Source organism: Luteimonas soli, assembly GCF_042648865.1.
Classification (GTDB): Bacteria; Pseudomonadota; Gammaproteobacteria; order Xanthomonadales; family Xanthomonadaceae; genus Luteimonas; species Luteimonas soli.
The window spans coordinates 42,252-68,236 of record NZ_JBHRYA010000012.1 but is presented as its reverse complement, the minus strand read 5'-3'; the positions used below and the strand labels follow the sequence as shown (position 1 = coordinate 68,236).

The window sequence follows — 25,985 nt, the reverse complement described above, 5'->3', positions numbered from 1 at the left end:
GCCTCGTCAGCGCTTCAGCGACACGAACGCATCGCGGCCTGCGTAGCGCGCATCGGCGCCCAGCGCCTGCTCGATGCGCAGCAACTGGTTGTACTTGGCCACGCGATCGCTGCGGCACAGCGAGCCGGTCTTGATCTGGGTGGCGGTGGTGGCCACGGCGATGTCGGCGATGGTCGTGTCCTCGGTTTCGCCGGAACGATGCGAGATCACCGCGGCGTAATTGGCCGCATCGGCCATCGCGATCGCTTCCAGGGTTTCGGTGAGCGTGCCGATCTGGTTGACCTTGACCAGGATCGCGTTGCCCACGCCGCGCTCGACGCCGTCCTTGAAGATGCGCGGGTTGGTCACGAACAGGTCGTCGCCAACCAGCTGCACCTTGCCACCCAGGCGCGTGGTCAGCTGCGTCCAGCCGTCCCAGTCGTCCTCGGACATGCCGTCCTCGATGGTGACGATCGGGTATTCCTCGCACCAGCCGGCGAGGAAATCGACGAACTGCTCGCTGGTCAGGCGCTTGCCCTCGCCGACCAGGTGGTACTTGCCGTTGTCGTGGAACTCGGTGCTGGCCACGTCCAGGCCCAGCAGCACGTCCTCGCCGGCGTGGTAGCCGGCCTTGCCGATGGCTTCGAGGATGGTGTCGAGGGCCTCGACGTTGCTGCGCAGGTCCGGCGCGAAGCCGCCCTCGTCGCCGACCGCGGTGGAAAGCCCGTGGCCCTTGAGCACGGACTTGAGCGCGTGGAAGATCTCGGCGCCGGCGCGCAAGGCTTCGGAGAACGAGTCGAAGCCCACCGGCAGCACCATGAACTCCTGCAGGTCGACGTTGTTGTCGGCGTGGGCACCGCCGTTGATGATATTCATCATCGGCACCGGCAGCACCGGTGCGCGATCGCCGGCCAGCAGCTTCCACAGCGGCAGCTTTTTCGACGCCGCCACCGCGTGCGCATTGGCCAGCGACACACCGAGCAGCGCATTGGCGCCCAGGCGACCCTTGTTCTCGGTGCCGTCGAGGTCGATCAAACGCTTGTCGAGCGCGACCTGGTCATCGGCATCGAAACCGGCCAGCGCCTGCGCGATGGTGGTGTTGACGTTCTCCACCGCCTTCAGCACGCCCTTGCCCAGGTAGCGGGTCCTGTCGCCGTCGCGCAGTTCCACCGCCTCCTTCGAACCGGTGGAAGCGCCGGACGGCACCATCGCGCGGCCAACATTGCCATCGGCGAGCGTGACTTCGGCTTCAAGCGTGGGGTTGCCACGGGAGTCGAGGATTTCGCGGGCGTGGACATGGGTAATCGTGGTCATGGCGAGGTCGAATTGGAGTGGGTGAAGTGGGATTCCAGGTCGGCCAATAAAGCCGCGCTGTGCCTGGTTGCGTCCAGGGGGAACGTGCCACGCAGCGGCACGAGCCGATCATCGTCGGAAGGCAGGTTTGCAAACAACACATAGTCCTGACCTTCTGTCAGGATGATTTCGCAATCAACGGAACCGCTCCGGATCGACACATTGGCCGGAACCTGTCCCTTGAAAATTCGCTCCACACTGAATTGCGCCGAACGGGCGGGATAGGAAAACGCCTCATCCATCGGCGGACGCTCCCAAAGGCGATGAAACTCGGCTTCTTCTTCGGGAGTCCGCCACCCGACCTGATCGACATGAATGACGGCCACGATATCGGCAGAGTCGGCAACTTTACGGATGTCCGGTGTCTCGATGGGCGGGAACGTGACGCAGGCATTGGCTCCGCTTACCCACAACAAAAGCAGCATGGAAGCGGCATGCGTAATGCAGCGCTTCATATGCAACCTTCTTCGGACAGGCCTTCCCTCCATCAGAGCGAACTTTCCAGGAACGCATTCTTCTTGGTGGTCGAATCCAGCGCCAGCAGGGTTTCCAGCAGCGCGCGCATCTTCGGCAGCGGCCACGCGTTGGGGCCGTCGCTCAGCGCCTCTTCCGGCCGCGGATGGGTTTCCATGAACAGTCCACTCACGCCCACAGCCACGGCCGCGCGCGCCAGTACCGGGATGAATTCACGCTGGCCGCCGCTGCTGCCGCCCTGCCCGCCCGGCAGCTGCACCGAGTGGGTGGCGTCGAAGACGACCGGGCAACCGGTGTCGCGCATCACCGCCAGCGAGCGCATGTCGCTGACCAGGTTGTTGTAGCCGAAGCTGGCGCCGCGCTCGCAGACCATGATGTCGTTGTTGCCGGTCGCCTTGGCCTTGTCGACGACGGGCTTCATTTCCCACGGCGACAGGAACTGGCCCTTCTTGATGTTGACCGGTTTGCCGGCGGCGCAGACCTTGGTGATGAAGTCGGTCTGGCGCACGAGGAAGGCCGGCGTTTGCAGCACGTCGACGACGCTGGCGACTTCGTCCATCGGCGTGTACTCGTGCACGTCGGTGAGCACCGGCACGCCAATCTGCTGTTTCACCGCGGCGAGCACTTTCAGGCCCTCTTCCAGCCCGGGGCCGCGGAAGCTGGTCCCCGACGTACGGTTGGCCTTGTCGAAGCTCGACTTGAAGATGAAGTTGATGCCGAGCGCGGAGGTGATCTCCTTGAGCTGGCCGGCGACGTCGAGCTGCAGCTGCATCGACTCGATCACGCAGGGGCCGGCGATCAGGAAGATCGGCTGGTCGAGACCAACGTCGAATCCGCAGAGTTTCATTGGCAACGCTCTGAAGCCCTCCCCTTCAAGGGGAGGGTTGGGTGGGGATGGGGTGGCTTTGCGAAGGCGGCGGGGAACACCATCCCCACCCCAGCCCTCCCCTTGAAGGGGAGGGAGCCGGTTCGCGGCGTGTTCAAACTCACGCCGACGCCTCCTTGAGGAGCTTGCCACCGGCCCGCTGCTCGCGCGCGGCGCGGACGAAGCCGATGAACAGCGGATGGCCGTGGCGCGGCGTGGACAAGAATTCCGGGTGCGCCTGGCAGGCGATGAACCACGGGTGGTTCGGCAGTTCCACCATTTCCACCAGCAAGTCGTCCATCGACTTGGCGCTGATCACCAGGCCCGCTTCCTCGAGCTGGGTGCGGTAGCGATTGTTGAACTCGTAGCGGTGGCGATGGCGCTCGGCGACGACGTCCCTGCCGTAGATCTCGTGCGCCCTGGTGCCGGGCTTGATGCGCTGCTCCTGCAGGCCCAGGCGCATGGTGCCGCCCAGGTCGCTGCCTTCGCTGCGGCGCTCGATCTCGCCGGACTGGGTGCGCCATTCGGTGATCAGGCCGATCACCGGGTGCGGGGTGCGCTTGTCGTTCTCGGTGCTGTTGGCGTCTTCCAGCCCGGCCAGGTTGCGGGCCACGTCGACGACGGCGGCCTGCATGCCGTAGCAGATGCCGAAATACGGGATGCCGTTCTCGCGCGCGTACTGCGCGGCCAGCACCTTGCCCTCGAAGCCACGGTCGCCGAAGCCGCCGGGCACCAGGATGCCGTCCAGCCCCTCGAGCACCTTGGCCGCGCCGTCGCGCTCGATGTCCTGCGACTCGAGCCACTTCAGGTTCACGCGCGTGCGCTGGCGGATGCCGCCGTGCTTGAGCGCCTCGCCGACCGACTTGTAGGCGTCCTTGTGGTCGACGTACTTGCCGACGATGCCGATGGTGACCTCGTCGATCGGGTACTCGGCGGCCTCGACCACGGCCAGCCACTCCGACAGGTCGGCCGACTCCGCGGCGCGGTCGTCCAGGCGCAGGCGTTCGGCCACCACCTGGTCCAGGCCCTGGGCATGCAGCCACATCGGGATCTTGTGGATGTTGTCCAGGTCCATGACCGAGATCACGGCCTTTTCCGAGACGTTGGTGAACGAGGCGATCTTGCGCCGCTCGCCGTCCGGCAGCGGCTGCTCGCTGCGGCACAGCAGCACGTCGGGCTGGATGCCGATCGAGCGCAGCTCCTTGACCGAGTGCTGGGTGGGCTTGGTCTTGAGCTCGCCCGCTGCGGCGATGTACGGCACCAGCGTCAGGTGCATGAACAGCGCCTTGTCCGGGCCGCGCTCGGTGCGGATCTGGCGGATCGCCTCCAGGAACGGCAGCGACTCGATGTCGCCCACCGTGCCGCCGATCTCCACCAGCCCCACGTCGAAGCCGGTGGTGGCGGTGTCGATGCAGCGCTTGATCTCGTCGGTGATGTGCGGGATCACCTGCACGGTGGCGCCGAGGTAGTCGCCGGCGCGCTCCTTGCGGATGACGTTCTCGTAGATCTTGCCGGCGGTGATCGAGTTCCTGCCCGAAAGCCGGGTGTTGACGAAGCGCTCGTAGTGGCCGAGGTCCAGGTCGGTCTCGGCGCCATCGTCGGTGACGTACACCTCGCCGTGCTGGAACGGGCTCATCGTGCCCGGGTCGACGTTGATGTAGGGGTCGAGCTTCATCATCGTCACGCGCAGGCCGCGCGCCTCGAGGATGGCCGCCAGGGAAGCCGCGGCAATGCCCTTGCCGAGGGAGGACACCACGCCGCCGGTGACGAAAACGAGCGGGGTGACGGAGCCAGGGGAAGTCATGGGATCGACAGGTCGCTGGAAATCCGCATTCTACCGGTTCGGCGCGCCCCCGTGAGCCTGCCGGCCGAAAAACGTGGCGTCCGCGGCATCGCCAGCCCGTGCCGCAACGAAAAACGCCCCGGCAAGCCGGGGCGTTGGTGTGCCTGGAACGGCAGCGCGATGCCGCGCAGCCTCAGTTCTCTTCTTCCTCGGGCTCGAGCTCTTCTTCGGGCTCGACCGGCTGCCCGGCGGCCGCGGCCGCGTCGTCGCTGGCGTCCATGGCCGTGGTGGCCTGGCCTTCGGCAGCCTGCGCCTGGTCCTCGGCGGCCTGGGCCTGCGCCTCGGCAGCCGTGGCCGCGGCCTCCGCGGCTTCGGCCGACTCCTGCGCCTGCTGCGCAGCCTGCTCGGCCTGCGCCGCGTCGGTCTGCGACTGGGCGAAGGCCGTCGGAGCGGCGAAAGCGGCGGTGATCACGGCGGCGAGCAGGATCCTGGATTGCTTCATGGGTGTTCTCCCGAAAGAAATGGTGGTGTTTCCGGCAATCGCTCCCCAAAGCGAGGGTCGAACGCTAGCCGGTCGACCCCCGCCGGCCACTGAACAACGGGCTTTTAACCCGCGCGCATCGTTAAGCTATGCGCTCGATCCCGCACACCTGCGCCGAACACGAATGGCCGAACACGAATGAATGCACGCTACGACGCCGCCGACATCGAAGTCCTGTCGGGGCTGGACCCGGTCAAACGCCGCCCGGGCATGTACACCGACACCACCCGCCCCAACCACCTCGCCCAGGAGGTGGTCGACAACGCGGTCGACGAGGCCCTGGCCGGGCACGCGCGCGAGATCGAGGTGGTGCTGCACGCCGACGGCAGCTGCGAGGTGGCCGACGACGGCCGCGGCATGCCGGTGGACATCCACCCCGAGGAAAAGATCCCGGGCGTGGAACTGATCCTCACCCGCCTGCATGCGGGCGGCAAGTTCAGCAACAAGAACTACACCTTCTCCGGCGGCCTGCACGGCGTCGGCGTGAGCGTGGTCAATGCGTTGTCGACGCGGCTGGACGTGTACATCAAGCGCGACGGCAGCGAATACCTGATGTCGTTCGCCAACGGCGACCGCGCCTCGAAGCTGGAGGAAGTGGGCAGCGTCGGCAAGCGCAATACCGGCACCCGGCTGCGCTTCTGGCCCGACCCGAAGTACTTCGACACCGCGAAGTTCAACCTGCGCGCACTGCGCCACCTGCTGCGCGCCAAGGCCGTGCTCTGCCCCGGACTGACCGTGCGCCTGCTGGACGAAGCCAGCGGCGAGAAGAACGAGTGGCGCTACGAGGACGGCCTGAGCGACTACCTGCGCGGCGAGCTGGTCGACCGCGAGCTGCTGCCGCCGCAGCTGTTCACCGGCTCGCAGAAGAAGGACACCGAAGTCGTCGACTGGGCCGTGGCCTGGGTGCCCGACGGCGACCTGGTGCAGGAGAGCTACGTCAACCTGATCCCCACCGCGCAGCACGGCACCCACGTCAACGGCCTGCGCACGGGTTTCACCGATGCGCTGCGCGAGTTCTGCGACTTCCGCAACCTGCTGCCGCGCGGCGTCAAGCTGGCGCCGGAAGACGTCTGGGACCGGGTCGCGTTCGTGCTCAGCGTCAAGATGACCGACCCGCAGTTCAGCGGCCAGACCAAGGAGCGGCTGTCGTCGCGCCAGGCCGCCGGTTTCGTCGAAGGCGCGGCGCACGACGCGTTCTCGCTGTGGCTGAACCAGAACGTCGCCACCGGCGAGAAGATCGCGCAGCTGGCGATCGAACGCGCCAGCGCGCGCCTGAAGACCGAGAAGCAGATCACCCGCAAGAAGGTCACCCAGGGCCCCGCCCTGCCCGGCAAGCTCGCCGACTGCATCAGCCAGGACCTCTCGCGCACCGAACTGTTCCTCGTCGAAGGCGACTCGGCCGGCGGCAGCGCGCGCCAGGCGCGCGACAAGGACTTCCAGGCGATCCTCCCGCTGCGCGGCAAGATCCTCAACACCTGGGAAGTCGCCTCCGGCGGGGTGCTGGCCTCGAACGAAGTCCACGACCTGGCCGTCGCCATCGGCTGCGATCCGGGCAAGGACGACGTCTCGGGCCTGCGCTACGGCAAGATCGTGATCCTCGCCGACGCCGACTCCGACGGATTGCACATCGCCACCCTGCTCTCGGCGCTGTTCCTGAAGCATTTCCCGCGCCTGGTCGCCGCCGGCCACGTGTTCGTGGCGATGCCTCCGCTGTTCCGCGTCGACGTGGGCAAGCAGGTGTTCTACGCGCTCGACGAGGAGGAAAAGCGCCTGCTGCTGGAAAAGATCGAACGCGAGAAGGGCGACCGCAAGAAGGGCCTGTCCGGCGCGGTCAACGTCACCCGCTTCAAGGGCCTGGGCGAGATGAACCCGTCGCAGCTGCGCGAGTCGACCATCCATCCCGACACCCGCCGGCTGGTGCAGCTGACCATCGACGACGCCGACCAGACGCGTTCGCTGATGGACATGTTGCTGGCGCGCAAGCGGGCCGGTGACAGGAAGGCATGGCTGGAGGAAAAGGGCGACCTGGCGACGCTGGAGGTCTGACAGCTGCACGCCATGGTCCGGCCGCAGCGATCTCCGACGTAGGTCGGGGCTACGTCCCCGACGCCCCCGGTTGCCGGAGAAGCGCGTCGGGGACGTAGCCCCGACCTACAGCGTCGCTTCCAGGAGCCTTCGGATGAGGGCCTGGGCGCGCACGGCCTTCGCGTCGTCGTAGACGTACGACTCCTCATCCATGTAGACGCGCTGGCTGATCTCCAGCTGCACCGCATCGACACCGTTGCCGGGATCGCCGTAGTGGCGGGTGATGTGGCCGCCCTTGAAGCGGCCGTTGGCGACGAAGCCGTAGTCGTCCTGCGCGGACAGCACCTGCTCCAGGCGCAACTGCAGCGCAGGCGAGCAGCTCGCGCCGTTCGCGGTACCAAGGTTGAGGTCCGGCAGGCGGCCGTCGAACAGGAACGGCAGCTCGCCGCGGATCGAATGGCCTTCCCACAGCACCGCGCGGCCGTGCTCGGCGCGGATGCGCGCCAGCTCGCCCTGCAGCGCCTCGTGGTAGGGGCGCCAGTAGCGGTCGACGCGCGCGCGCACCTCCGCTTCGTCCGGCTCTCCGCCCTTGAGGTACACCGGCTCGCCGGTGAACTGCACGACCGGGCACAGGCCGGTGGTGTTCTGGCCCGGATACAGCGAAACGTCGTCCTCGGCGCGGTTGAGGTCGACCACGTAGCGCGAATGCACCGGCACGATCATCGACGCGCCCATTCCGCGCGCGAAGGCGTACAGCTTGGCGATGTGCCAGTCGGTGTCGGGCACCCGGCGTGCGGAATCGCTCAGCCGCGAGGCGATGTCGGGCGGGATGCGGGTGCCGTCATGGGGCACGCTGACCAGCAGGGGCACGGTGCCGCGATGCAGGGTGAAGATGTCCATGGGCGAATCCTAACCCCGCCGGCGGCGCGGGTGGCGCTGGGCGGCCGATCGGTGCGGGCAAACTCTTCTCCCGCGTGTGGAAGAAGGTGGCGCGAAGCGCCGGATGAGGGGAGCGAGCAAAGCGAGTTGCTTTTGCGACGAACATCAAAAGCTTTCGCGCCGTGACGGCGCGAGCCACCTTTCTTTGCTTGTGCAAAAAAACCTGGCGCAAAGAAAGCACACCCCGCCTTCGCGCCCGGTGCTGCGCACCGGGTTCGCGAAGCCGGCGGGATTTTCCGAGAGGGCATCCTGCCCTCGCGGAAAACGCCGCGCATCCATGCGCGGCGCCCTGCGGGTCTGATCCGCCCCCTCCGCCGCTACGGAGGGGCCCCAAGATCAAGGTCAAGAGCGAGAACAACAGCAACAGCCCCACGATTCGTAGGAGCGGCGGAAGCCGCGAGCCTTTGCCCTGCCATTGCCCTTGTGGGAGCAGCTTTAGCCGCGAGCTTTTCGCAACGGCACCGGAGATCAAGAGCTCGCGGCTAAAGCTGCTCCCACAAGACTTGGGGAAGGAAGGAGCCTTTGCGGCCCTACCGCATCAGCACCACTTCCTCGGCGCTGGTGGGGTGGATCGCGACCGTGTCGCGCAGGTCGTCGAGGGTGATGCCCTTCTTCAGCGCCACTGCGAAGCCCTGCAGGATCTCGTCGGCCGCCTCGCCCAGCAGGTGGATGCCGACCACGCGCCGTTCCGGGCCCGTGCAGACCAGCTTGAACAGGCTGCGCTGGGGCATGTCCGCGAGCGCGTGCAGCATGTCGCGGAAATCGGCGCGGTACTCGTGCACGTCGTCGCCGTGCACCTCGCGCGCGCGCTCGGCAGTCAGGCCGACCGTGCCCAGCGGCGGATGCGAGAACAGCACGGTGGGGATGTTGTCGTAGTCGAGCCGCGCGTCGGCCACGCCGCCGAATACACGGTCCATCAGCCGGCGTGCGGCGGCGATCGCCACCGGCGTCAGCGCGACGCGGTCGGTCACGTCGCCGATTGCGTGCACGCCGTCGGCACTGGTGTCCTGCCACGCGTCCACGCACACGTGCCCGGCCGCATCGGTGTCCACCCCGGCCGCGTCCAGGCCGAGGCCGTCGGTGTTGGGCCGCCGGCCGGTGGCGAACAGCACCGCGTCGAAGGCTTTCGCGTGGCCGGCGATGCGCACGCGGCCGCCGTCGGCACGCTCGAGCGCGGCCACGTCGTGCTCCAGGCGCAGCGCGATGCCGGACTGGCGGTAGTTCTCCTGCAGCCGCTCGACCAGCTCGCGGTCGAAGCCGTGCAGCAGGCGCGGGCCGCGCGCGAACAGTTCGACGTCGCTGCCGAGCATCCGCAGCAGGCCCGACAGCTCGACGCCGATGTAGCCGCCGCCGACGACGGCCACCCGCGCCGGCGCGGCGCTGAGATGGAAGAAGTCGTCCGACACCAAGCCCAGCTCCGCGCCCGGGATCGACGGGACTCGCGGCCGCCCACCGGTGGCGATCACCACCCGGCCCGCGCGCAGGCGCACGCCGTCGGCGCATTCGACCGTGCGCGCGTCGACCAGGCGGCCGCGCGAGGCGACCGTGACGATGCCCGCCTCGTCCAGCCGGCGCCGGTAGCTGGCGTGGATGTTGGCGATGTAGCGCTGGCGATGGGTGATGAATTCGCACCAGTCGAACTCCGGCGCGCCGACTTCGAAACCCAGCTGCGCGGCCAGTTCGATGTGCCCGGCGATCTGCGCGGCCAGCCACATCGCCTTCTTGGGCACGCAGCCGACGTTGACGCAGGTGCCGCCGAGCTCACCCGGCTCGAGCAGGGCGACGCGGGCGCCGTGTTCGGCGGCGCGGAATGCCGCGGCCAGCCCGCCGGAACCGCCGCCGATGACGACCAGGTCGAAGTCGAGTTCGGCCCCCGCCGTGCTCATGCGAACCGCTGCGGCGAATACGGCAACGGGTCGATCCGCGGGGTGCGCCCGCAGACGAGGTCGGCAACCAGTTGTGCGGTGGCAACGCTCATGCTGACACCCAGCATGCCATGCCCGGTCGCCAGCCACGCGTGACGATGGCCGGGCGCGCGGCCGATGATCGGCATGTCGTCGACGCTGATCGGCCGCCAGCCAAACCACTCCTCGCGCTTCACCGGCCCGACCGGTTCGTGCAGGTACTCCGCCGCGCCGCGTTCGAGCGCGTCGAGCCGGCGCCGGTTGAGCGAGGTGTCGTAGCCGGAGAATTCCATCGTGCTGCCGAGGCGGTAGCCGCTGTCCCAGTTCGTCACGCAGACGCTGCGTTCGTACAGCACCAGCGGCCGCTTCGGCGCCAGCGCCGGGCGGTCGTAGGTGATCGAGTAGCCCTTGCCAGGCTGGATCGGCAGCTTCGAAAGGCCGGTTGTCTTCGCCAGCAGCGGCGACCAGGCGCCGGTGGCGACCAGCACGTCGCGCCCGCGGCGTTCGCCCTGCGAGGTGGCCAGGCGCATGCCGTCGCCGTCGTCGGCCATCGCGCGTACTTCGCAGTGTTCCTCGATCAGCCCGCCGGCCTCGCGCACCGCGCGCGCAAGCTCGGCCACGTAGCGGTCGGGGCGCAGGCGCGCGTCGCCGGGGAAACGGACGGCGCCAACCACGCCTTCGCGCAGGGCCGGTTCGTCGCGCAGGTAGGCGGCGCCATCGATCACCTCGCTGGCAACGCCGACCTCGGCCAGCGGCGGCAGCTCGGCGGCCAGGTGGTCGAGCTCGCGCTGGGTGTGGAACACGTAGTCCACGCCCAGCTCGGCGAACTCGCACTGCAGGTCGTAGCGCTCGACCCAGCGTGCCAGCTGTTCGCGCGATTCGAGCAGGATCGCCGCGCGCGGGGCCATCGCCGCGCGCCAGTCGCGCGCGTTGCAGCGCGCGGCGAAGCGCAGCATCCAGCTCCACAGGCCGGGGTCGTAGCGCGGTTTGACGTAGAACGGCGCGTCCGGCGTCAGCATCCAGTGCAGCGCCTTGAAGACCTTGCCGGGCGCGGTCAGCGGCGCGGCGTGGCTGGGCGTGATGGTGCCGCAGTTGCCGTGCGAACTGCCGCAGCCGGCGGTGTTGGCTTCCAGCACCCGCACGCTGCGGCCGGCATCGAGCAGCGCCAGCGCGCTGGCCAGCCCGATCACCCCGCCGCCGACCACCAGCACGTCATCGCGTTCGCTCATGGCGCAAGTCTAAGGCCGCCGTCAAGCTTTCCGCATCGGCGGCCGCGCGCCGTAGGTGAGCCAGCGCCACAGCCACTCCATCGGCCCGAAGCGGAAACGCGACAGCCACAGTGCGCTGAGCAGCAACTGCGCCGCGAACACGGCGAACACCAGCGCCACCTGCGCAGCGCGGCCCAGTTCTCCCCAGAGCGCCATGCCGTAACCGTGGAACACGAGCGCGGCGACCAGCGACTGCAGCAGGTAGTTGGTCAGCGCCATGCGCCCGGCCGGCGCCAGCCAGCCCAGCACGCGCCGCAGGCCGGGCACGCCGAGGCCGAGCACGAACAGCGCCAGGTAGCCCAGCGCCAGCGGCAGGCTGCCGGCCAGCATCACCGCGCTGGCCAGGGTCATCATCCCCATCTGGCTGCCGATGTCGAAGCTCGTGCCCAGCGCCACGCTGCAGGCGACCAGCGCCAGTCCGGAAGGAACCGCATACAGTGCCAGCCGGGCGAAGAAAGCACGCTGCGCCGCGACGTCGTGCATCCGTCCGCTGCGCACCAGCCAGACGCCGATCATGAACACGCCGATCGCCATCGGCACCACCACCACGTCGGACTCCAGCAGGCGCATGAAGTCCCGCCAGCGCTGGGCAGTGACCTGGATGAAGTCGCCGTGCGCATAGACCTGCGCCGCCGCGGCCGCGGCCTCGCGCGTCAGCCCGCTCGCCTTGGCAAGCTCCTCGCCGGCTTCGGCCGGCAGCACGCTCAGCATACCGCCGATCAGCAGGCTCAGCACCACCACCCCGGCATAGATCGCGATGCCCAGCCACAGCCGCTTGCGATCGGCCATCTCGCCGAACGCCAGCAGGATCAGCGCCGCGACCGCGTAGCTGTGCAGGATGTCGCCCGGCCACAGCAGCACGGCATGCGCCACGCCGAACAGCAGCAGCACCGCACAGCGTCGCAGGTAAGCCTTGTTGAACGTCGACGCGTCGCCGGCCCGCGCCGACATCACCGCGAAGCCCATGCCGAACAGCAGCGAGAACAACACCCAGAACTTGCCCTGCACGAACACGTACACCAGCCACGCCACGGCATGGTCCAGGCCAGTGGCGCCGGACGCGATGCCCGACCCCATCTCCTGCATCGGCCGGGTGAACCACTCGACGTTCATCAGGAAGATGCCCAGCAGCGCGAAGCCGCGGATCGCATCCAGGGCGAGGATGCGCCGCGGCGCGTCGATCGGCGCGAACGCCGCTGTGCCAGCGCTCATCGCGTGGTACCCCGTGGTGTCGTCGGCGTCAGTGCTCGTGGCCGCCGTCGCCGTGGACGTGGCCGTGCTCGATTTCTTCCGGGTTGGCCTCGCGCACGTCGACCACTTCGATGTCGAAGTGCAGGTCCTTGCCGGCCATCGGGTGGTTGAGGTCGACGTCGACCACGCTCATGCCGACCTTCTGGATCGTCACCGCGCGCGGGCCGAAGTTGGTGTTGAGCACCACCTGCATGCCCGGCGCCAGCTTCTGCTCCTTGAAGTGCTTCTTCGGCACGCGCTGGGTCAGGCCGTCGCGGCGCTCGCCGTAGGCGTCGGCCGCGGCCACGTCGACGCCAAAGCTGTCGCCGGCGACGTGGCCTTCGAGCGCCTTGTCCAGGCCCGGGATGATGTTGCCGTGGCCGGAGAGGATCGCCAGCGGGTCGCGCTCCTTCGACGTCTCCAGCGGCTCCTGGCCCGGCTCGGACACGGTGTAGTGGAAACGGACGACGCGGTCCTTCTCGATCTTCAGGGCTTCGGTGGTCATGGGGCTCTCGTTGCGTACGGGCGTGCAGCGCCCGGTCGCTTGTCAGTCGGAATGGGATTCGGCCAAGATGTCGGCCGTGATGGACACCGCGCATTATCCCGGCTCGCCCGCCGCCGCGCCAACCTGGCGTCGCCCGGGCGCCGCGCTGGCGCTGCTGGCCGCGCTGCTGGCCGGCTGCGGCGGCCACGACCAGGTCCGCCGCGCGCCGCCGCAGGCCTCCGCCGCCGGTTCCCACGCCTGGCCGAAGAACCAACCGGCCGACCCCGCCGCCGCCAACGCCGTGCTGATGCGCGCGATCAGCCTGGTCGGCACGCCCTACCGCTACGGCGGCAACACGCCCGAGGGCGGCTTCGACTGCAGCGGCCTGGTCAACTACGTCTACAGCGACATGCTCGACCTGAAGCTGCCGCGCACTTCGCGCGCCCTCGCCGCCTACCAGGGGCCACGCATCGCCCCCGAGCGCCTGACCACGGCGGACCTGGTGTTCTTCGGCAGCGGCGGCAACGTGAGCCACGTCGGCATCTACGTCGGCGAAGGCCGCTTCGTCCACGCCCCGAGCAGCGGCGGCACGGTGCGCCTGGACCGCCTGGACGGCCCCTACTGGCGCGACCACTACAGCGGTGCGAAGCGGGTCCTGCATTAGGACAGCCGGTGCCAGCCCTCCGGAATGGCGCATCCGCCCCACTCTTGCAGGAGCGGCTTCCTGTACGCGAAGCGCGAGCGGTCCGATTTGAGACTTCCAGCACATTCAGCTTCACGCAAATCTAACGAAACTTGAACAAAGCCGCCGCCCGAACGCGGCACCATCACGCGCTGCAGACAGCCGTGAATTCCGCGTGACGACGAAAGAACCAGCCCAAGGCCGCCAGGCCGCCCCCCGTCGTCGAATCCCGGCGCTCTCCCTTGCCCTCCCGCTCCTCGCCCTTGCGTTCGCCTCTCCGGCCTTCGCCGCGACGGGGCTGGCCGCCGATTCGGCCGACCAGCTGCACACCAGCACGCCGCTGAGCGAGACCGTTGCCGGGCCGATGCTTCCCGAACAGCGCTCGATGCTGTTCGCCAACGACGTCAGCATGCTGATCGACGCCGGCGCCAACCCCGCGATGATCCCGGTCGACGCCGACGGCCGCGTCCGGACCCTGCTCAAGCGCGCGCTGGCCCTGCTCGGCACGCCGTACCGCTGGGGCGGCAGCACCACCGACGGCTTCGACTGCAGCGGGCTGGTCGGCTACGTGTTCAGCAGCGCGCTGGGCATCGAGCTGCCGCGCGTCTCGCGGCAGATGGCGCACAGCGGCGAGAAGGTCGACCGCGACGCACTGAGCGCCGGAGACCTGGTGTTCTTCAGCCGCCGCGGCAAGCGCGTCGACCACGTCGGCATCTACCTGGGCAACGGCCGCTTCGTGCACGCCCCGCGCACCGGCAAGGACGTGATGGTGTCGAGCCTGGTCGATGGCTACTGGAGCCGCAAGTTCATGCAGGCCCGGCGCGTCACCGGCAGCTGACCGGGCCGCAGGCAAGTCCATCGGAGGCCGCGCAAGCGGCCTTCGCCGTTTCCGGGCGCACGAACCGGCTACGCGTCGCGATAGCGCGCCACGGTCTGCTCGATGCCCTTGCTCAGCGCCATCACCTGGGTGGCGTATTCGGACAGTCGCCGGTCGTCGTCGGTCCGCGGCACCCAGGTCGGCACCGCGACCGGATTGCCCTCGGCCTCGTCCAGGGCGACGAACACGATCACGCAGTGCGTGCACAGGCGCTCGTCGCCGCCCATCGGGTCGCGCGCATGCACGTCCACGGCGAAGTGCATCGAGGTGGTGCCGGTGTAGACCAGCTTGGCCGAGACCGTGACCAGGTCGCTGATCCTCACCGGCGCGACGAAACGGATGCCGCCCACCGCCACGGTGACGCTGTAGCGCCCGCTCCAGCCCACGGCCGCGGCATAGCCGACCTGGTCGATCCACTTCATCACCACCCCGCCGTGGACCTTGCCGCCGTAGTTGACGTCGGTGGGTTCGGCGAGGAACCGGAATTCGAGTTCGCGCTGCTGCCCGCTCATGCCATGCTCCGTGTCGACCGGCATCGGAAGAATGTCCCTGCCCGCATTGTGCATGCCGCGCAGGCGCCGGTCACAAATGTGCGGCGAACAGCTTGCAGCGACGGGAACGCGCGCCCATGCTTGCGCGACATCAGCACAAGGAGGTCGTGATGGTTCGTACTGTCCTGGGCGTCGTACTCGGCGCGATCGCCGCCGCACTCGTCCTGGCCGGCAGCGGCCATGCCGCGCTGGCCCTGCATCCGCTGCCCGACGGCGGCGCGATGCGCACGCTGGGCGATGCCGCCGGTTGGCTCGAACACGCGCCCCCGGGCGCGATGGCCTGCATCGTCGCCGGCTTCGGCGTCTCGGCGCTGCTCGGGGGATGGCTGGCGGCCTTCGTCGCCCGCCCGCACCGTGGCGGCGCCGCACTGATGATCGGCGCGCCGGTCACGGTGCTGGTCCTCGTTTGCGCCGCGCTTGTTCCGCAGCCGGACTGGATGCCGGTCGTCGCGATGCTGCTGCCGATCCCGCTCGCGCTGTGCGCGTGGCGGCTGGCGATCCCGCGCGCGGAGCTGTAGCCCGGAGAAACTGGAACCGCGCGCACGACGGGTCTGGCCGCAAGGCCGGCGATCGCCGAAACTGTTCCGCCCGCATCCGCCAGCCGTCCATGACCGCCCTGCGCATTTCCGTCCTCGCCTGCTCGCTGCTGCTCGCTGCCTCCGCGACGGCCGCCGAACCCGCCCTTCCCCAGCTCAAGGCCTACACCGTCAACGAAACCTGGCTCCGGCCGGTCGCGCCGCGGCAGGTCGCCGACCGCACCTGGCGCATCGGCACCGAAGGCATCCACGCGCTGCTGCTGAAGACCGACGCGGGTGCAGTGCTCATCGACGGCGGCATGCCGCAGGCGGCCGACATGCTGCTGGCGCAGATGCGTGGACTCGGCGTCGAACCCGACGACCTGAAGCTGATCCTGCACAGCCAGGCCCACGGCGACCACGTCGGCCCGCTGGCGGCGGTCAGGCGCGCGACCGGCGCGACGCTGGTGAGCAACGCCGAGTCCGCGCTGCTGCTCGCGGCTGGCGGCAGCGACGACATCCACTTCGGCGACGAAATCCTCTACCCGCCGGCGCATGCCGACCGCATCGTCCACGATGGCGAAGTGGTCAAGCTGGGAGGCCTGCGCCTCACCGTCCACTTCATGCCCGGCCATACGCCCGGCAGCATGGCCTGGACGTGGACCGATACCCGCGACGGCCAGCCGCTGCGCATCGCCTACGTCGACAGCCTCAGCACGCCCGGTTACCAGCTGATCGACAACCCGCGCATCCCGCGCCTGGTCGACGATTTCCGCCACAGCTTCGACGTGGTCCGCGCCCTGCCCTGCGACCTGCTCCTGACCCCGCATGTCGGCGCCGGCAGGCGCGAGGACAACGGCGCGCCACTGACCTGCCGCGAATATGCCGACAAGTCCGAGCGCGCATTCGACGCGGAACTGGCGAAGCAGCGCGGCGACGACAACTGATGCCGTACACCCCGATCGTCGCCACCCTCGGCTACGTGCTCTCGCCCGATGGCAGGCAAGTGCTGATGCTCCACCGCAACACGCGCGCCGACGACCACCACCTGGGCAAGTACAACGGCCTGGGCGGCAAGATCGAACCGGACGAGGACGTGCTCGCCGGCATGCGCCGCGAGATCGCCGAGGAAGCCGGGATCGATTGCACCGCACTGTCGCTGCGCGGCACGATCAGCTGGCCAGGCTTCGGCAAGCACGGCGAGGACTGGCTCGGATTCGTGTTCGTGGTGACCGCGTTCACCGGCACGCCGCTGCAGCGCAATCCGGAAGGCACGCTGGAGTGGGTCGACATCGACCGCCTCCACGAGTTGCCGATGTGGGAGGGCGACCGCGAATTCCTGCCGCTGGTGTTCGACGACGACCCGCGCCCCTTCCACGGCGTGATGCCGTACCGCGACGGCCGCATGCAGTCTTGGCGCTATTCGCGCACGTGAGGGCGTCGATTGACGGACCGCAATCACGTTGCAAATGCCCGCAGCTTTCTTCAGCCCCGACTCGAAAAGCTGTGCGCGGGCTTCGGGAGCAGCGGCGTCCCGACCGGAATGTCGATGCCTACGCCAGGGTGAGCCGTGTCCTGACGGGCGGGGGCCGCGACAAGCGCGCCATGGATGGCGCGCGCCCTCGTCAGGACATGGATGTCCTGCCGAGGGAGAAGCGGTTCCCGGCCGACAGGACACGGCGTCCCACCGGAGCCCGCATGAGCGACCGGTCGGTCGTGCGTCCCCTCAAGATGGGTGAAGAACCAAAAAAAGCCCCCGCATGCGGGGGCTCTTGCTGCCAGGACGTGGAGCTCACCCGCCCTTGGAATTGTCGATGTAATCGCGATAGTCGGACATCGACTCGGTGATCTGGTAGTCGCGCACCGAGCTGCCGATGATCGTGTTCTCGATGAAGCCGTTGGAGTCTTCCTTGATGCCTTCCAGGTACTGGTAGTCCTCCGGCAGGGCATCGATGATCGCCGCCTTGGCCTGGTCGGTCAGCTCGCCCTGGGCATTGGTGAGCAGCTCCTTCGGGATCGCGGCCAGCGAATCGGCGATGGTGTTGCGCACCTCCTCGCTCAGGCCACCAAGCGCGCTGGACACCCTGTCGGTGATCGCCTTGGCCGCGAAATCGCCGCCGACCGGGATCGCCGACACGGCTACGTCGATCACGACGCCCATGAACGCATCGCGCGCGGCCTGGTCGGCGCGAAGGTCGACGTAGCCAGAACTCACCGCATCCTGCAGCACCGCGCCGATCATGGCGGCCCGGCCGTTGCCGGTGTCGATGGCCTGGATGTCGGCTTCGTCGATCTTGCCATCGCCGTTGGCGTCGGTGTTTTCGGCCATGTTGCCGACACGGATGTTCTCGCTGGCGAAATCGCCGATTGCGGACATGATCGCGGCCGAGTGGCTGTTGTCCGGGTTCAGGCCGGTCAGGCGCACCAGGTTGGACAGCGCGGCCAGGTTGTCGCCGACCACGGTGGCGCGATCGTTGGTGGACCCGCTGGTCTGGGTCGGATTGGCCACCGTCAGGTCCTGCAGGATGGTGCCCGAATGGGTTTCGAACAGTTCGCCCAGCGCCTCGGCGCGCTGGTCGTAGGGCTTGTTGTCCCCGTCGAAGAACTGGTTCTCGAGGATGTTGCCGCTGGAGTGCTGGTTGACGTAGTTCACCAGGTCCAGGACCTCGGCGGAGGTGCCGTGGCGGGAAACGGCCTCGGTGAGGATCGCCATCGGGTCGCGCACGTCCGCACCGTCCAGGCCAGGGTTGCCGAAGGCAATGCCTTCCGCGCCAACGGCATCGCGCAGCGCGGACTGCTGTTCCGACGAGAGCTGCGACATCACGTTGTGGACGGCCGTGCTGCCGCCCGACTGGGACAGCGCATTGAGCAGCACGCCCGCGTAGGCGCCCTGCTCGTCCGGGGTGAACATCGGTGGGTCGACCAGCACGCGCTCGGCCAGGACGTCGGTGGCGAACTTCTCGATGAACTCGGAGGAATAGCCGCTGTTGCTGTCGGTCAGCGTCTGCATCAACGACTCGAGCTGGTCGGCCGACGGCGACAGCCCCATGGGCCCGACGGCGCCGCTGCCGAACAGGTTGGTGAACTGCAGCGCATCGACCAGTTCGATGTCGCCATTCACGTAGGACTCGCCGAACGCCTCCATCACCGCGCCACGCTCCTGCTCGGTGATCCGCCCCTCGGACACCAGCGTGTCCAGCCGGTCGGTCGTCAGCCATGACATCGGCGCGCCCGAATCCTGCTCCAGGATCTCGTCGAACAGCGCCGCGCGCGCGGCAGGGTCGAGCTTTTCCAGCTCCTGCGCGAAGTAGTCCATCCGCGCTTCGTAATCATCGGTCCAGAGGGTTCGGACGCCCTTGTCGAGGACGTTGGACGCGATCTGTTCTACATCGGACATCGGAAGCACCCTGCGGTTTTCGGATGCGCCATATCGTAGAAGCGCAGGCACCTGCCCGACATCTAGGGTCGACCCCAGTCAGGCCATGCCGGAGCCGCTTTTCCGGCGATCGACCGGCCTGTGCATGAATCGGTCGGCAACGACATCGCGCCTGCCGCCGCACGGCGGCCAGCCGTGCCCCCGCTGACGGCGCGATCCCCTTGCGCAGGATCCGGCGACCAGACCCGTCACGATGACGCGTCATAATGCCGCCTTCGCCCTTGCCGGAATCCCGAATGCGCGCGCTGACAATCACCTGCCTTGCCACCCTGCTCGCCGCCTGCAGCGGCAACGTACGCGAAGCGACGCCCGCTGCCGCCGCGGTCGCCGTGGTCGAAGTGCCGTCCGTTGCCCACCCGCAGGGCGAAACCGCGGCCTGGTGGTATCGCAGCGGCGCCGCGCGCGCGGCGGCCAACGGCGCGATGCAGGGCCAGGCGAAGAACGTGATCGTGTTCCTCGGCGACGGCATGAGCCTGACCACCGTGGCCGCGGCGCGGATCTTCGCCGGCCAGCGCGAAGGCCATCCGGGCGAGGAGAACCTGCTGTCCTGGGAGCATTTCCCGACCACCGCCTTCTCCAAGACCTACAACACCGACGCGCAGACGCCGGACTCGGCCGGGACCATGACCGCCATCGCCACCGGGGTGAAGACCCACATCGGCGCGATCGGCGTCAGCGCGGGAGGGCACAACGACTGCGCGCAGGCGCTCGGCCACCGCCTGCAGAGCTGGCTGGCGCTGGCGGCCGACGCCGGCATGGGGACCGGCATCGTCACCACCGCGCGCCTCACCCACGCCACGCCGGCGGCCACCTACGCCCACGTGCCGAATCGCAACTGGGAGAGCGATGCCTCGCTGCCCGCGGCCGCGCGCGAGGCCGGCTGCAGCGACATCGCCAGCCAGTTCATCGATTTCGCGCGCGGGCATGGCGCACCGCAGGTCGTGCTTGCCGGTGGCGCCCGCGAGTTCCTGCCCGACGAGGAAGTGATGCCCGGCGTCCGCGGCAAGCGCAAGGACGGCCGCAACCTGGTTGCCGAATGGCAGGTGCTCAATCCCGGGGGCGTGTTCGTCCACGACACCCGGCAGTTCGACGCGGCGCGCGGGAAGTCCCCCGTGCTCGGCCTGTTCGAGCTGAGCCACATGCAGTACGAACACGACCGCGACCGCGGGCCTGAAGGCGAGCCGGACCTGGAAGCCATGACCCGCTTCGCGATCGAGTCGCTGTCGCGCAATCCCGGCGGCTATGTGCTGCTGGTCGAGGGCGCGCGCATCGACCACGCCAACCACGAGGGCAATGCCTACCGGGCGCTGGACGAAACCGCTTCCCTGTCGCGCGCGGTGCAGGCGGCCGTCGACATGACGTCCGCCGACGACACCCTGATCGTGGTCACCGCCGACCATTCGCACGTGCTCAACTTCGCCGGCTATCCGCGGCGCGGCAACCCGATCCTGGGCAAGGTCCGCGAGGATGGCGAAGGCCCGGCGCTGGACGCCCTCGGCCTGCCGTACACCACGCTCAGCTACGCCAACGGCCCCGGCTATCCCGATGCCAGCGCCGACCAGTCCGGTGTCCAGCCCGCCGTCGGCCGCCCCGACCTCACCGATGTCGACACCACCGATCCCGACTACCGTCAGCAAGCCATGGTGCCGCTGGGATCGGAGACCCACGGCGGCGAGGACGTCGGCATCTGGGCGCGCGGCCCCGGCAGCGCCGCCTTCCGCGGCACCCTGGAGCAGAACGTGATCTACCACGTCATCGTCCAGGCCACGCCGGCACTGCGCGGGCAGCTGTGCGAGGCCGGCAACTGCAACGCCGACGGCGTGCCCGTGGAACTGCCGTCGATCGACGGTTCCGCGCCCGGCAAGTGAACCAGGCGCCCGCGCCACGCGCGGCATCGGACGAAAAGGCAGTGTCCGCCGGCGCCGGCACGGGCCATGATCCATGTACAACCGCAAGGAAACTTCCATGAACCGACTCGACAACAAGGTCTGCCTGGTCACCGGCGCCGCCAGCGGCATCGGCAAGCGCATCGCCGAGGTCTACGCCGCACACGGCGCCAAGGTGGTGATCGCCGACCTGAAGATCGACGCCGCGGAAGTCGCCGCCCGCGAGATCCGCGACGCAGGCGGCGACGCACTCGCCGTGGCCATGGACGTCACCGACGAGCAGCAGGTGGTCGACGGCGTGGCGAAAACCATCGCCCGTTACGGCCGCGTCGACGTGTTGGTCTCCAACGCCGGCATCCAGATCGTCAACCGCGTCACCGACTTCAGCTTCGGCGACTGGAAGAAGATGCTGGCGATCCACCTCGACGGCGCCTTCCTCACCACCCGCGAGTGCATGAAGGACATGCAGGCACGCGGCGAGGGCGGCGCGATCATCTACATGGGCTCGGTGCACTCGCATCTGGCTTCGAAGCTCAAGGCACCCTACGTCACCGCCAAGCACGGCCTGCTCGGCCTGTGTCGCACGGTGGCCAAGGAAGGCGGCGAACACGGCATCCGCGCCAACGTGATCTGCCCGGGCTTCGTGCGCACACCGCTGGTCGACAAGCAGATCCCCGAGCAGGCGAAGGAGCTGGGCATCAGCGAGGACGAGGTGGTGAAGAACGTGATGCTCAAGGACACCGTCGACGGCGAATTCACCACCGTCGACGACGTGGCCAACGTCGCGCTCACGCTGGCCGCGTTCGAGACCAACGCGCTGACCGGGCAGAGCCTCGTCGTCAGCCACGGCTGGTTCATGCAGTAGGGCGGGCCGCGACCCGCCGTATCGATACCGGAACTCCCGGTCATCCCGAATGGAGCAAGGCGGGTCGAGACCCGCCCCACACAGTGAGCAAGGTTTCACGCAAATCCCTGTCGGCCCTCGTCGCCCCCTATCCGGCCATCGCGCTGGTGCTGCAGGGCGGCGGCGCGCTCGGCGCCTACCAGTGCGGCGTCTACCAGGGCCTGCACGAGGCCGGCATCCGCCCCAACTGGTTCGCCGGGATTTCGATCGGCGCGATCAACGCGGCGATCATCGCCGGCAACGCGCCGGAAGACCGCGTCGATCGTTTGCAGGCCTTCTGGGACGAGATCTGCGAACCCGCCGAGATGCTCGCGCTGCCGGCGCTGGCCGTGCGTTCGGCCGCGGCGATGCTGCCCGACAACGCGATGGTCGACGCCTGGGCCGGCTCGCTGAGCGCCGTTGCCGCGCTGTGGCAGGGCCAGCGCGGTTTCTTCACGCCGCGCGCGGTGTCGCCGTTCCTGCTCAACGACGGCAGCGCAGGCGCCACCAGCTTCTACGACACCGGCGCGCTGCGCACGACGCTCGAACGGATGGTCGACTTCGACCGCATCCACGAAGACAAGCAGGTCCGGCTGACCGTCGGCGCCACCAACGTCGAGACGGGCAACTTCGAATACTTCGACAGCAGCCGCATCCACATCGGCGTCGAACACATCATGGCCTCGGGCGCACTGCCGCCGGCGTTCGCGCCGGTACGGATCGGCGACAAGGCTTACTGGGACGGCGGCCTGGTCTCCAACACCCCGCTCGAACACATCCTCGGCGAATGGCCGCGGCAGGACACGCTCGCCCTGCAGGTCGACCTGTGGAGCGCACGCGGCGAGCGGCCGCGCAACATGATGGACGTGCTCGAACGCGCCAAGGACATCCAGTATTCCAGCCGCACCCGCCACGGCACCGACACCGTGGCCCGCACCCAGCGCCTGCGCGCGGCGCTCGCCGAGCTGATCGAGGCCCTGCCCGACCGGAAGGTGCCCGAGCACTTGCAGGAAACCCTGGCGCCCTGGCTGGACGAGAGCGTGTTCAACATCATCCAGCTGATCTACCAGGCCAAGCCGATGGAGGAGCAGTACAAGGACTACGCCTTCGGCCGCATCGCCATGCGCCGGCACTGGGACGCCGGCCTGCAGGACATGCTCGACACGCTCGATCGCCCGGCCTTCTTCGCCCTGCCCGACCGCAGGCGCGGGGTGGCGACCCACGACGTGCACCGCATCTTCGCCCGCGACGACGCACGCGCCGGGGACTAGGAGCGCCCGCCGCGCACATCGCTCAGAACGGCTTGGCCAGCACCAGGTACACCACCGCCACGAGCAGCAGCACCGGCAGTTCGTTGAACCAGCGCAGCGCCTTCGACGACGGCAGCGCGCGGCCCTTGTCCAAGCCCTTGAGCCAGCGGCCGGAAACGATGAAATACGCCAGCAGCAAGACCACCAGCGCGAGCTTGGCGTGCAGCCAGCCGGTGCCGGCGCCGACCATCGTCGGGAAGTCGGGAATCACCCGGTAACCCAGCCACAGCACCAGTCCCAGCAGGAACGCCAGGCCGAACATGACGTGGCCGAAGCGGTACAGCCGCCGGCCCATCAGCACCAGGCGCGTGCGGACGCCGCGATCGCCGCCCGCCTCGGCCAGGTTGACCAGGATCCGCGGCAGGTAGAACACCGCCGCCATCCACGCGATCACGAACACCAGGTGCGCGGTCTTGGTCCAGAGATAGGCTTGCACGCTCGACGCTCCATTGGCTCTGCTGGCACTAGGATCGCACGGCTTCCGCCACGCGCGCAGTGCGATGCCTGTTCCCGGCCTCGTGGAAGCGACTGCGGCCAGTCCAGGCTCGTCCGCTACCCAACGCAGCGGACAGCCGCCATCATTGCGCGATGGAAAAGCAATACGACCGCGAATACTTCGACCGCTGGTACCACCGCGGCGACATCGGCGGCCGCCAGCGGCTGGCGCGCAAGGTGGCGCTGGCCGTGGCCACCGCCGAATACCACCTCGAGCGCCCGCTGCGCACCGTGCTCGACGTCGGCTGCGGCGAGGGCGCGTGGCGCGCGCCGCTGCTGAAACTGCGGCCCAAAGCGCAGTACCTCGGCTTCGACAGCAGCGAGTACGCGATCACGCGCTACGGCCGCAGCCGCAACCTGCACTTCGCGCGCTTCGCAGACTTCGAACACCTGCGCCCCTGTCCGCCCGTGGACCTGCTGGTGTGCAGCGACGTGCTCCACTACCTGCCTGCGCGCGAGATCGACAGCGGCCTGCCCGGCCTGGTCGAACTGTGCGGCGGCGTCGCCTTCCTCGAGACCTTCGGCCGCGAGGACCAGGCCGAAGGCGACGAACACGAGTTCAAGCAACGGCCGGCATCGTTCTACCGCAGGCGCTTCGAAGCCGCGGGCTTGCGCATGCTCGGCTCGCATTGCTGGCTGTCGCCGACGCTGGCGAGCGTGGCCACGGCGCTGGAGGTCAGCTGATCGGCAGGCGCGGCGCGCGCGGCATCCGCGGCGGTTCGGCCGCCTTGCGGCGCGCTGCCTGCAACGCGCCGGTGATCCATGGCTCCAGCGACCGGCTCGAATCCAGCGCCTCCGCCGGCACCGACCAGTAGCTGCTCGTGATCGTGCGCTGCTTGCTGCGGAAGGCGTACGGCAGCGATCCGGTGGCTTCGAACGCCGGGAGGTTCTCCGCGTCGGCCTTCAGGTAGACCTGCCCATCCGCCACCAGGGCCACCATGAGCCCGTCGAGGTAGACGCCCCGCACGCCGAACATGCGCTTGGCCTGCGCGTCGCCCAGCGGCGCCAAGAGCTCGATCAGGTGGTCAATGACAGGGTCGGGGCTGGCCATTACTGCGGCACAACGCAATACCGCTCACGCCCCGGCCAACGATCCGTTATGCTGCGCCGCAGCACCACAACTGGCGACCCAATGCTGCTCTACCAGATGCATGAACTCGGCCGCGCCTGGATGGCGCCCTTCACCTACTGGGCCGATGCGAACGCGCGCATGTTCTCCGCCGGCGACAGCTGGCTGTCATCCATTCCGGGCGCTTCGCGCATCGCCGCCGGCAACGAGCTGCTGCACCGCATCGGCAAGGACTACGAGAAGCCGGCCTTCGGCATCCACGCGGTCAAGGTGGCCGGCCACGACGTGCCGGTGATCGAGAAGGTCGTCGCCGAGAAGCCGTTCTGCCGCCTGCTGCGCTTCAAGCGCTACACCGACGACGTGGCCAACATCAAGGACATGAAGTCCGACCCCACCGTGCTGGTGGTCGCGCCGCTGTCGGGCCACCACGCCACCCTGCTGCGCGATACCGTGCGCACCCTGCTGCCCGACCACAAGGTCTACGTCACCGACTGGATCGACGCGCGCATGGTGCCGAAGGAATCGGGCACGTTCTCGCTCGACGACTACGTCGGCTACATCGAGGATTTCATCCGCAAGATCGGCGCCGACGACCTGCACGTGATCAGCGTCTGCCAGCCGACCGTGCCGGTGCTGGCTGCGGTCTCGCTGATGGCCGCACGCGGCGAGCAGACCCCGCGCTCGCTGGTGATGATGGGCGGCCCGATCGACACCCGCGAGTCGCCCACGGCGGTCAACAACCTCGCCACGCAAAAACCGCTGTGGTGGTTCGAGGCGAACGTGATCCACACCGTGCCGGCGAACTATCCGGGCAGCGGCCGCCTCGTGTACCCGGGCTTCCTGCAGCACGCCGGCTTCATGGCGATGAATCCGGAGCGCCACTTCGAATCGCACTGGGATTTCTACCGGGACCTGCTCAAGGGCGACCTCGAGGACGCCGAATCCCACCGCCGCTTCTATGACGAGTACAACGCCGTGCTCGACATGCCGGCGCGTTACTACCTCGACACCGTGCGCATCGCGTTCCAGGAACACCTGCTGCCGCGCGGCCTGTGGGACGTCGGCGGCGAACGCGTCAAGCCGTCGGCGATCCGCGACACCGCGCTGATGACCATCGAAGGCGAACTCGACGACATCTCCGGCGAAGGCCAGACCCGCGCCGCGCACAAGCTGTGCACTGGCGTGGCGGAAGACGATCGCGAGCACCTCACCGTCAAGGGCGCCGGCCATTACGGCATCTTCAGCGGCCGCCGCTGGCGCGAGCAGGTCTACCCGCAGGTGCGCGACTTCATCGCCGCGCATGCGGCTTCCGGCGCGAAACCGACAGCAGGGAAGCGTCCGCCGAAGGTTGCAAGGAAAGCTCTCAGAGCCACACGTTGACGGCCGGCAGGCTGTCTTTGCCAGCTTGTTACATCCGCCGCCCGATCATCATTCTC

The 25,985-nt window shown here is 68.6% G+C and carries 25 protein-coding genes; 11 read left to right on the top strand and 14 right to left on the bottom strand.

Features of this window, described 5'->3' with window-relative positions:
* Positions 1-6: 6 nt before the first annotated feature.
* The 5 genes from eno to ACFONC_RS14890 all read right to left on the bottom strand — a co-directional run bounded on the left by eno (position 7) and on the right by ACFONC_RS14890 (position 4,956).
* On the bottom strand, positions 7-1,293 hold the full coding sequence (gene eno / locus ACFONC_RS14910) for a phosphopyruvate hydratase (protein ID WP_386745396.1): 1,287 nt from the start codon (positions 1,291-1,293) through the stop codon (positions 7-9).
* Positions 1,290-1,787: a hypothetical protein gene (locus ACFONC_RS14905; RefSeq protein ID WP_386745395.1), complete on the bottom strand. Its 498-nt coding sequence runs from the start codon at positions 1,785-1,787 to the stop codon at positions 1,290-1,292. The genes eno and ACFONC_RS14905 overlap by 4 nt, the downstream gene beginning before the upstream one ends.
* A 32-nt stretch (positions 1,788-1,819) precedes the next feature.
* Positions 1,820-2,653, bottom strand: coding sequence for a 3-deoxy-8-phosphooctulonate synthase (gene kdsA, locus ACFONC_RS14900; RefSeq protein WP_386745393.1), 834 nt, complete (start codon positions 2,651-2,653; stop codon positions 1,820-1,822).
* Between the two features lie 139 nt (positions 2,654-2,792).
* The gene (locus ACFONC_RS14895; RefSeq protein WP_386745391.1) at positions 2,793-4,475 is read right to left on the bottom strand and encodes a CTP synthase; all 1,683 of its coding nucleotides are present in this window, start codon (positions 4,473-4,475) and stop codon (positions 2,793-2,795) included.
* A 172-nt stretch (positions 4,476-4,647) separates the two neighbouring features.
* Positions 4,648-4,956 carry a hypothetical protein gene (locus tag ACFONC_RS14890; RefSeq protein ID WP_386745389.1) on the bottom strand — a complete coding sequence of 103 codons (309 nt, stop codon included), beginning with the start codon at positions 4,954-4,956 and terminating at the stop codon, positions 4,648-4,650.
* Between the two features lie 177 nt (positions 4,957-5,133).
* Between ACFONC_RS14890 and parE the strand changes: the two genes are divergently transcribed.
* Positions 5,134-7,041 (top strand): DNA topoisomerase IV subunit B, encoded by a 1,908-nt coding sequence (gene parE, locus ACFONC_RS14885; RefSeq protein ID WP_386745387.1) that lies wholly within the window; start codon positions 5,134-5,136, stop codon positions 7,039-7,041.
* Positions 7,042-7,146: 105 nt separating this feature from the next.
* Here the strand turns inward: parE and hutG are convergent, their stop codons facing one another.
* From hutG to ACFONC_RS14860, 5 genes are all read right to left on the bottom strand, one after another.
* Complete coding sequence (gene hutG, locus ACFONC_RS14880) at positions 7,147-7,920, bottom strand: N-formylglutamate deformylase (RefSeq protein ID WP_386745385.1); 774 nt, start codon at positions 7,918-7,920, stop codon at positions 7,147-7,149.
* Positions 7,921-8,489: 569 nt separating this feature from the next.
* Positions 8,490-9,845: a glutathione-disulfide reductase gene (gene gorA, locus ACFONC_RS14875; RefSeq protein ID WP_386745383.1), complete on the bottom strand. Its 1,356-nt coding sequence runs from the start codon at positions 9,843-9,845 to the stop codon at positions 8,490-8,492.
* Positions 9,842-11,092: an NAD(P)/FAD-dependent oxidoreductase gene (locus tag ACFONC_RS14870; protein ID WP_386745382.1), complete on the bottom strand. Its 1,251-nt coding sequence runs from the start codon at positions 11,090-11,092 to the stop codon at positions 9,842-9,844. Before ACFONC_RS14870 ends, gorA begins: the two co-directional genes overlap by 4 nt.
* A 21-nt stretch (positions 11,093-11,113) precedes the next feature.
* Entirely contained in the window at positions 11,114-12,343 is a 1,230-nt protein-coding gene (locus ACFONC_RS14865) for a DUF418 domain-containing protein (protein WP_386745380.1), read from the bottom strand.
* Positions 12,344-12,371: 28 nt separating this feature from the next.
* The gene (locus tag ACFONC_RS14860; protein ID WP_386745526.1) at positions 12,372-12,851 is read right to left on the bottom strand and encodes an FKBP-type peptidyl-prolyl cis-trans isomerase; all 480 of its coding nucleotides are present in this window, start codon (positions 12,849-12,851) and stop codon (positions 12,372-12,374) included.
* 82 nt (positions 12,852-12,933) lie between these two features.
* Between ACFONC_RS14860 and ACFONC_RS14855 the strand changes: the two genes are divergently transcribed.
* Together ACFONC_RS14855 and ACFONC_RS14850 are read left to right on the top strand one after the other, a co-directional pair.
* Positions 12,934-13,509 (top strand): C40 family peptidase, encoded by a 576-nt coding sequence (locus ACFONC_RS14855; protein WP_386745378.1) that lies wholly within the window; start codon positions 12,934-12,936, stop codon positions 13,507-13,509.
* Between the two features lie 193 nt (positions 13,510-13,702).
* The gene (locus ACFONC_RS14850) at positions 13,703-14,365 is read left to right on the top strand and encodes a C40 family peptidase (protein WP_386745376.1); all 663 of its coding nucleotides are present in this window, start codon (positions 13,703-13,705) and stop codon (positions 14,363-14,365) included.
* A gap of 68 nt (positions 14,366-14,433) precedes the next feature.
* Here the strand turns inward: ACFONC_RS14850 and ACFONC_RS14845 are convergent, their stop codons facing one another.
* Positions 14,434-14,916 (bottom strand): acyl-CoA thioesterase, encoded by a 483-nt coding sequence (locus ACFONC_RS14845; RefSeq protein ID WP_386745375.1) that lies wholly within the window; start codon positions 14,914-14,916, stop codon positions 14,434-14,436.
* Positions 14,917-15,065: 149 nt separating this feature from the next.
* Here ACFONC_RS14845 and ACFONC_RS14840 point away from each other — a divergent pair, with 149 nt between their 5' ends.
* From ACFONC_RS14840 to ACFONC_RS14830, 3 genes are all read left to right on the top strand, one after another.
* Positions 15,066-15,473, top strand: a complete 408-nt coding sequence (locus ACFONC_RS14840; protein ID WP_386745373.1) for a hypothetical protein — start codon at positions 15,066-15,068, stop codon at positions 15,471-15,473.
* A gap of 98 nt (positions 15,474-15,571) precedes the next feature.
* Positions 15,572-16,417, top strand: coding sequence for a subclass B3 metallo-beta-lactamase (gene bla, locus ACFONC_RS14835; RefSeq protein ID WP_386745524.1), 846 nt, complete (start codon positions 15,572-15,574; stop codon positions 16,415-16,417).
* On the top strand, positions 16,417-16,905 hold the full coding sequence (locus ACFONC_RS14830; RefSeq protein ID WP_386745371.1) for an NUDIX hydrolase: 489 nt from the start codon (positions 16,417-16,419) through the stop codon (positions 16,903-16,905). The genes bla and ACFONC_RS14830 overlap by 1 nt, the downstream gene beginning before the upstream one ends.
* A 357-nt stretch (positions 16,906-17,262) precedes the next feature.
* On the opposite strand, the gene ACFONC_RS14825 is transcribed toward ACFONC_RS14830, so the two are convergent.
* Entirely contained in the window at positions 17,263-18,867 is a 1,605-nt protein-coding gene (locus ACFONC_RS14825; RefSeq protein WP_386745369.1) for a hypothetical protein, read from the bottom strand.
* A gap of 275 nt (positions 18,868-19,142) precedes the next feature.
* On the opposite strand from ACFONC_RS14825, the gene ACFONC_RS14820 reads away from it, so the two are divergent.
* The 3 genes from ACFONC_RS14820 to ACFONC_RS14810 all read left to right on the top strand — a co-directional run bounded on the left by ACFONC_RS14820 (position 19,143) and on the right by ACFONC_RS14810 (position 22,946).
* Entirely contained in the window at positions 19,143-20,774 is a 1,632-nt protein-coding gene (locus ACFONC_RS14820) for an alkaline phosphatase (RefSeq protein WP_386745368.1), read from the top strand.
* Between the two features lie 97 nt (positions 20,775-20,871).
* Positions 20,872-21,657, top strand: coding sequence for a 3-hydroxybutyrate dehydrogenase (locus ACFONC_RS14815; protein ID WP_386745366.1), 786 nt, complete (start codon positions 20,872-20,874; stop codon positions 21,655-21,657).
* An 83-nt stretch (positions 21,658-21,740) separates the two neighbouring features.
* Positions 21,741-22,946 (top strand): patatin-like phospholipase family protein, encoded by a 1,206-nt coding sequence (locus ACFONC_RS14810; RefSeq protein WP_386745364.1) that lies wholly within the window; start codon positions 21,741-21,743, stop codon positions 22,944-22,946.
* 22 nt (positions 22,947-22,968) lie between these two features.
* Here ACFONC_RS14810 and ACFONC_RS14805 read toward each other — a convergent pair whose 3' ends face one another.
* The gene (locus tag ACFONC_RS14805; RefSeq protein WP_386745362.1) at positions 22,969-23,421 is read right to left on the bottom strand and encodes a CopD family protein; all 453 of its coding nucleotides are present in this window, start codon (positions 23,419-23,421) and stop codon (positions 22,969-22,971) included.
* A gap of 152 nt (positions 23,422-23,573) precedes the next feature.
* On the opposite strand from ACFONC_RS14805, the gene ACFONC_RS14800 reads away from it, so the two are divergent.
* Positions 23,574-24,164 carry a class I SAM-dependent methyltransferase gene (locus tag ACFONC_RS14800; protein WP_386745360.1) on the top strand — a complete coding sequence of 197 codons (591 nt, stop codon included), beginning with the start codon at positions 23,574-23,576 and terminating at the stop codon, positions 24,162-24,164.
* Here the strand turns inward: ACFONC_RS14800 and ACFONC_RS14795 are convergent.
* Positions 24,157-24,531, bottom strand: coding sequence for a TfoX/Sxy family protein (locus ACFONC_RS14795; protein ID WP_386745358.1), 375 nt, complete (start codon positions 24,529-24,531; stop codon positions 24,157-24,159). The genes ACFONC_RS14800 and ACFONC_RS14795 overlap by 8 nt on opposite strands.
* Before the next feature lie 84 nt (positions 24,532-24,615).
* Between ACFONC_RS14795 and ACFONC_RS14790 the strand changes: the two genes are divergently transcribed.
* On the top strand, positions 24,616-25,929 hold the full coding sequence (locus ACFONC_RS14790) for a polyhydroxyalkanoate depolymerase (RefSeq protein ID WP_386745523.1): 1,314 nt from the start codon (positions 24,616-24,618) through the stop codon (positions 25,927-25,929).
* The last annotated feature ends 56 nt before the right edge of the window (positions 25,930-25,985 follow it).

Bases quoted from the DNA above. Each gene is read 5' to 3' on its own strand.
- eno (WP_386745396.1), bottom strand. From the start codon at position 1,293: ATGACCACGATTACCCATGTCCACGCCCGCGAAATCCTCGACTCCCGT.
- ACFONC_RS14905 (WP_386745395.1), bottom strand. From the start codon at position 1,787: ATGAAGCGCTGCATTACGCATGCCGCTTCCATGCTGCTTTTGTTGTGG.
- kdsA (WP_386745393.1), bottom strand. From the start codon at position 2,653: ATGAAACTCTGCGGATTCGACGTTGGTCTCGACCAGCCGATCTTCCTG.
- ACFONC_RS14895 (WP_386745391.1), bottom strand. From the start codon at position 4,475: ATGACTTCCCCTGGCTCCGTCACCCCGCTCGTTTTCGTCACCGGCGGC.
- ACFONC_RS14890 (WP_386745389.1), bottom strand. From the start codon at position 4,956: ATGAAGCAATCCAGGATCCTGCTCGCCGCCGTGATCACCGCCGCTTTC.
- parE (WP_386745387.1), top strand. From the start codon at position 5,134: ATGAATGCACGCTACGACGCCGCCGACATCGAAGTCCTGTCGGGGCTG.
- hutG (WP_386745385.1), bottom strand. From the start codon at position 7,920: ATGGACATCTTCACCCTGCATCGCGGCACCGTGCCCCTGCTGGTCAGC.
- gorA (WP_386745383.1), bottom strand. From the start codon at position 9,845: ATGAGCACGGCGGGGGCCGAACTCGACTTCGACCTGGTCGTCATCGGC.
- ACFONC_RS14870 (WP_386745382.1), bottom strand. From the start codon at position 11,092: ATGAGCGAACGCGATGACGTGCTGGTGGTCGGCGGCGGGGTGATCGGG.
- ACFONC_RS14865 (WP_386745380.1), bottom strand. From the start codon at position 12,343: ATGAGCGCTGGCACAGCGGCGTTCGCGCCGATCGACGCGCCGCGGCGC.
- ACFONC_RS14855 (WP_386745378.1), top strand. From the start codon at position 12,934: ATGTCGGCCGTGATGGACACCGCGCATTATCCCGGCTCGCCCGCCGCC.
- ACFONC_RS14845 (WP_386745375.1), bottom strand. From the start codon at position 14,916: ATGAGCGGGCAGCAGCGCGAACTCGAATTCCGGTTCCTCGCCGAACCC.
- ACFONC_RS14840 (WP_386745373.1), top strand. From the start codon at position 15,066: ATGGTTCGTACTGTCCTGGGCGTCGTACTCGGCGCGATCGCCGCCGCA.
- ACFONC_RS14830 (WP_386745371.1), top strand. From the start codon at position 16,417: ATGCCGTACACCCCGATCGTCGCCACCCTCGGCTACGTGCTCTCGCCC.
- ACFONC_RS14825 (WP_386745369.1), bottom strand. From the start codon at position 18,867: ATGTCCGATGTAGAACAGATCGCGTCCAACGTCCTCGACAAGGGCGTC.
- ACFONC_RS14820 (WP_386745368.1), top strand. From the start codon at position 19,143: ATGCGCGCGCTGACAATCACCTGCCTTGCCACCCTGCTCGCCGCCTGC.
- ACFONC_RS14815 (WP_386745366.1), top strand. From the start codon at position 20,872: ATGAACCGACTCGACAACAAGGTCTGCCTGGTCACCGGCGCCGCCAGC.
- ACFONC_RS14800 (WP_386745360.1), top strand. From the start codon at position 23,574: ATGGAAAAGCAATACGACCGCGAATACTTCGACCGCTGGTACCACCGC.
- ACFONC_RS14795 (WP_386745358.1), bottom strand. From the start codon at position 24,531: ATGGCCAGCCCCGACCCTGTCATTGACCACCTGATCGAGCTCTTGGCG.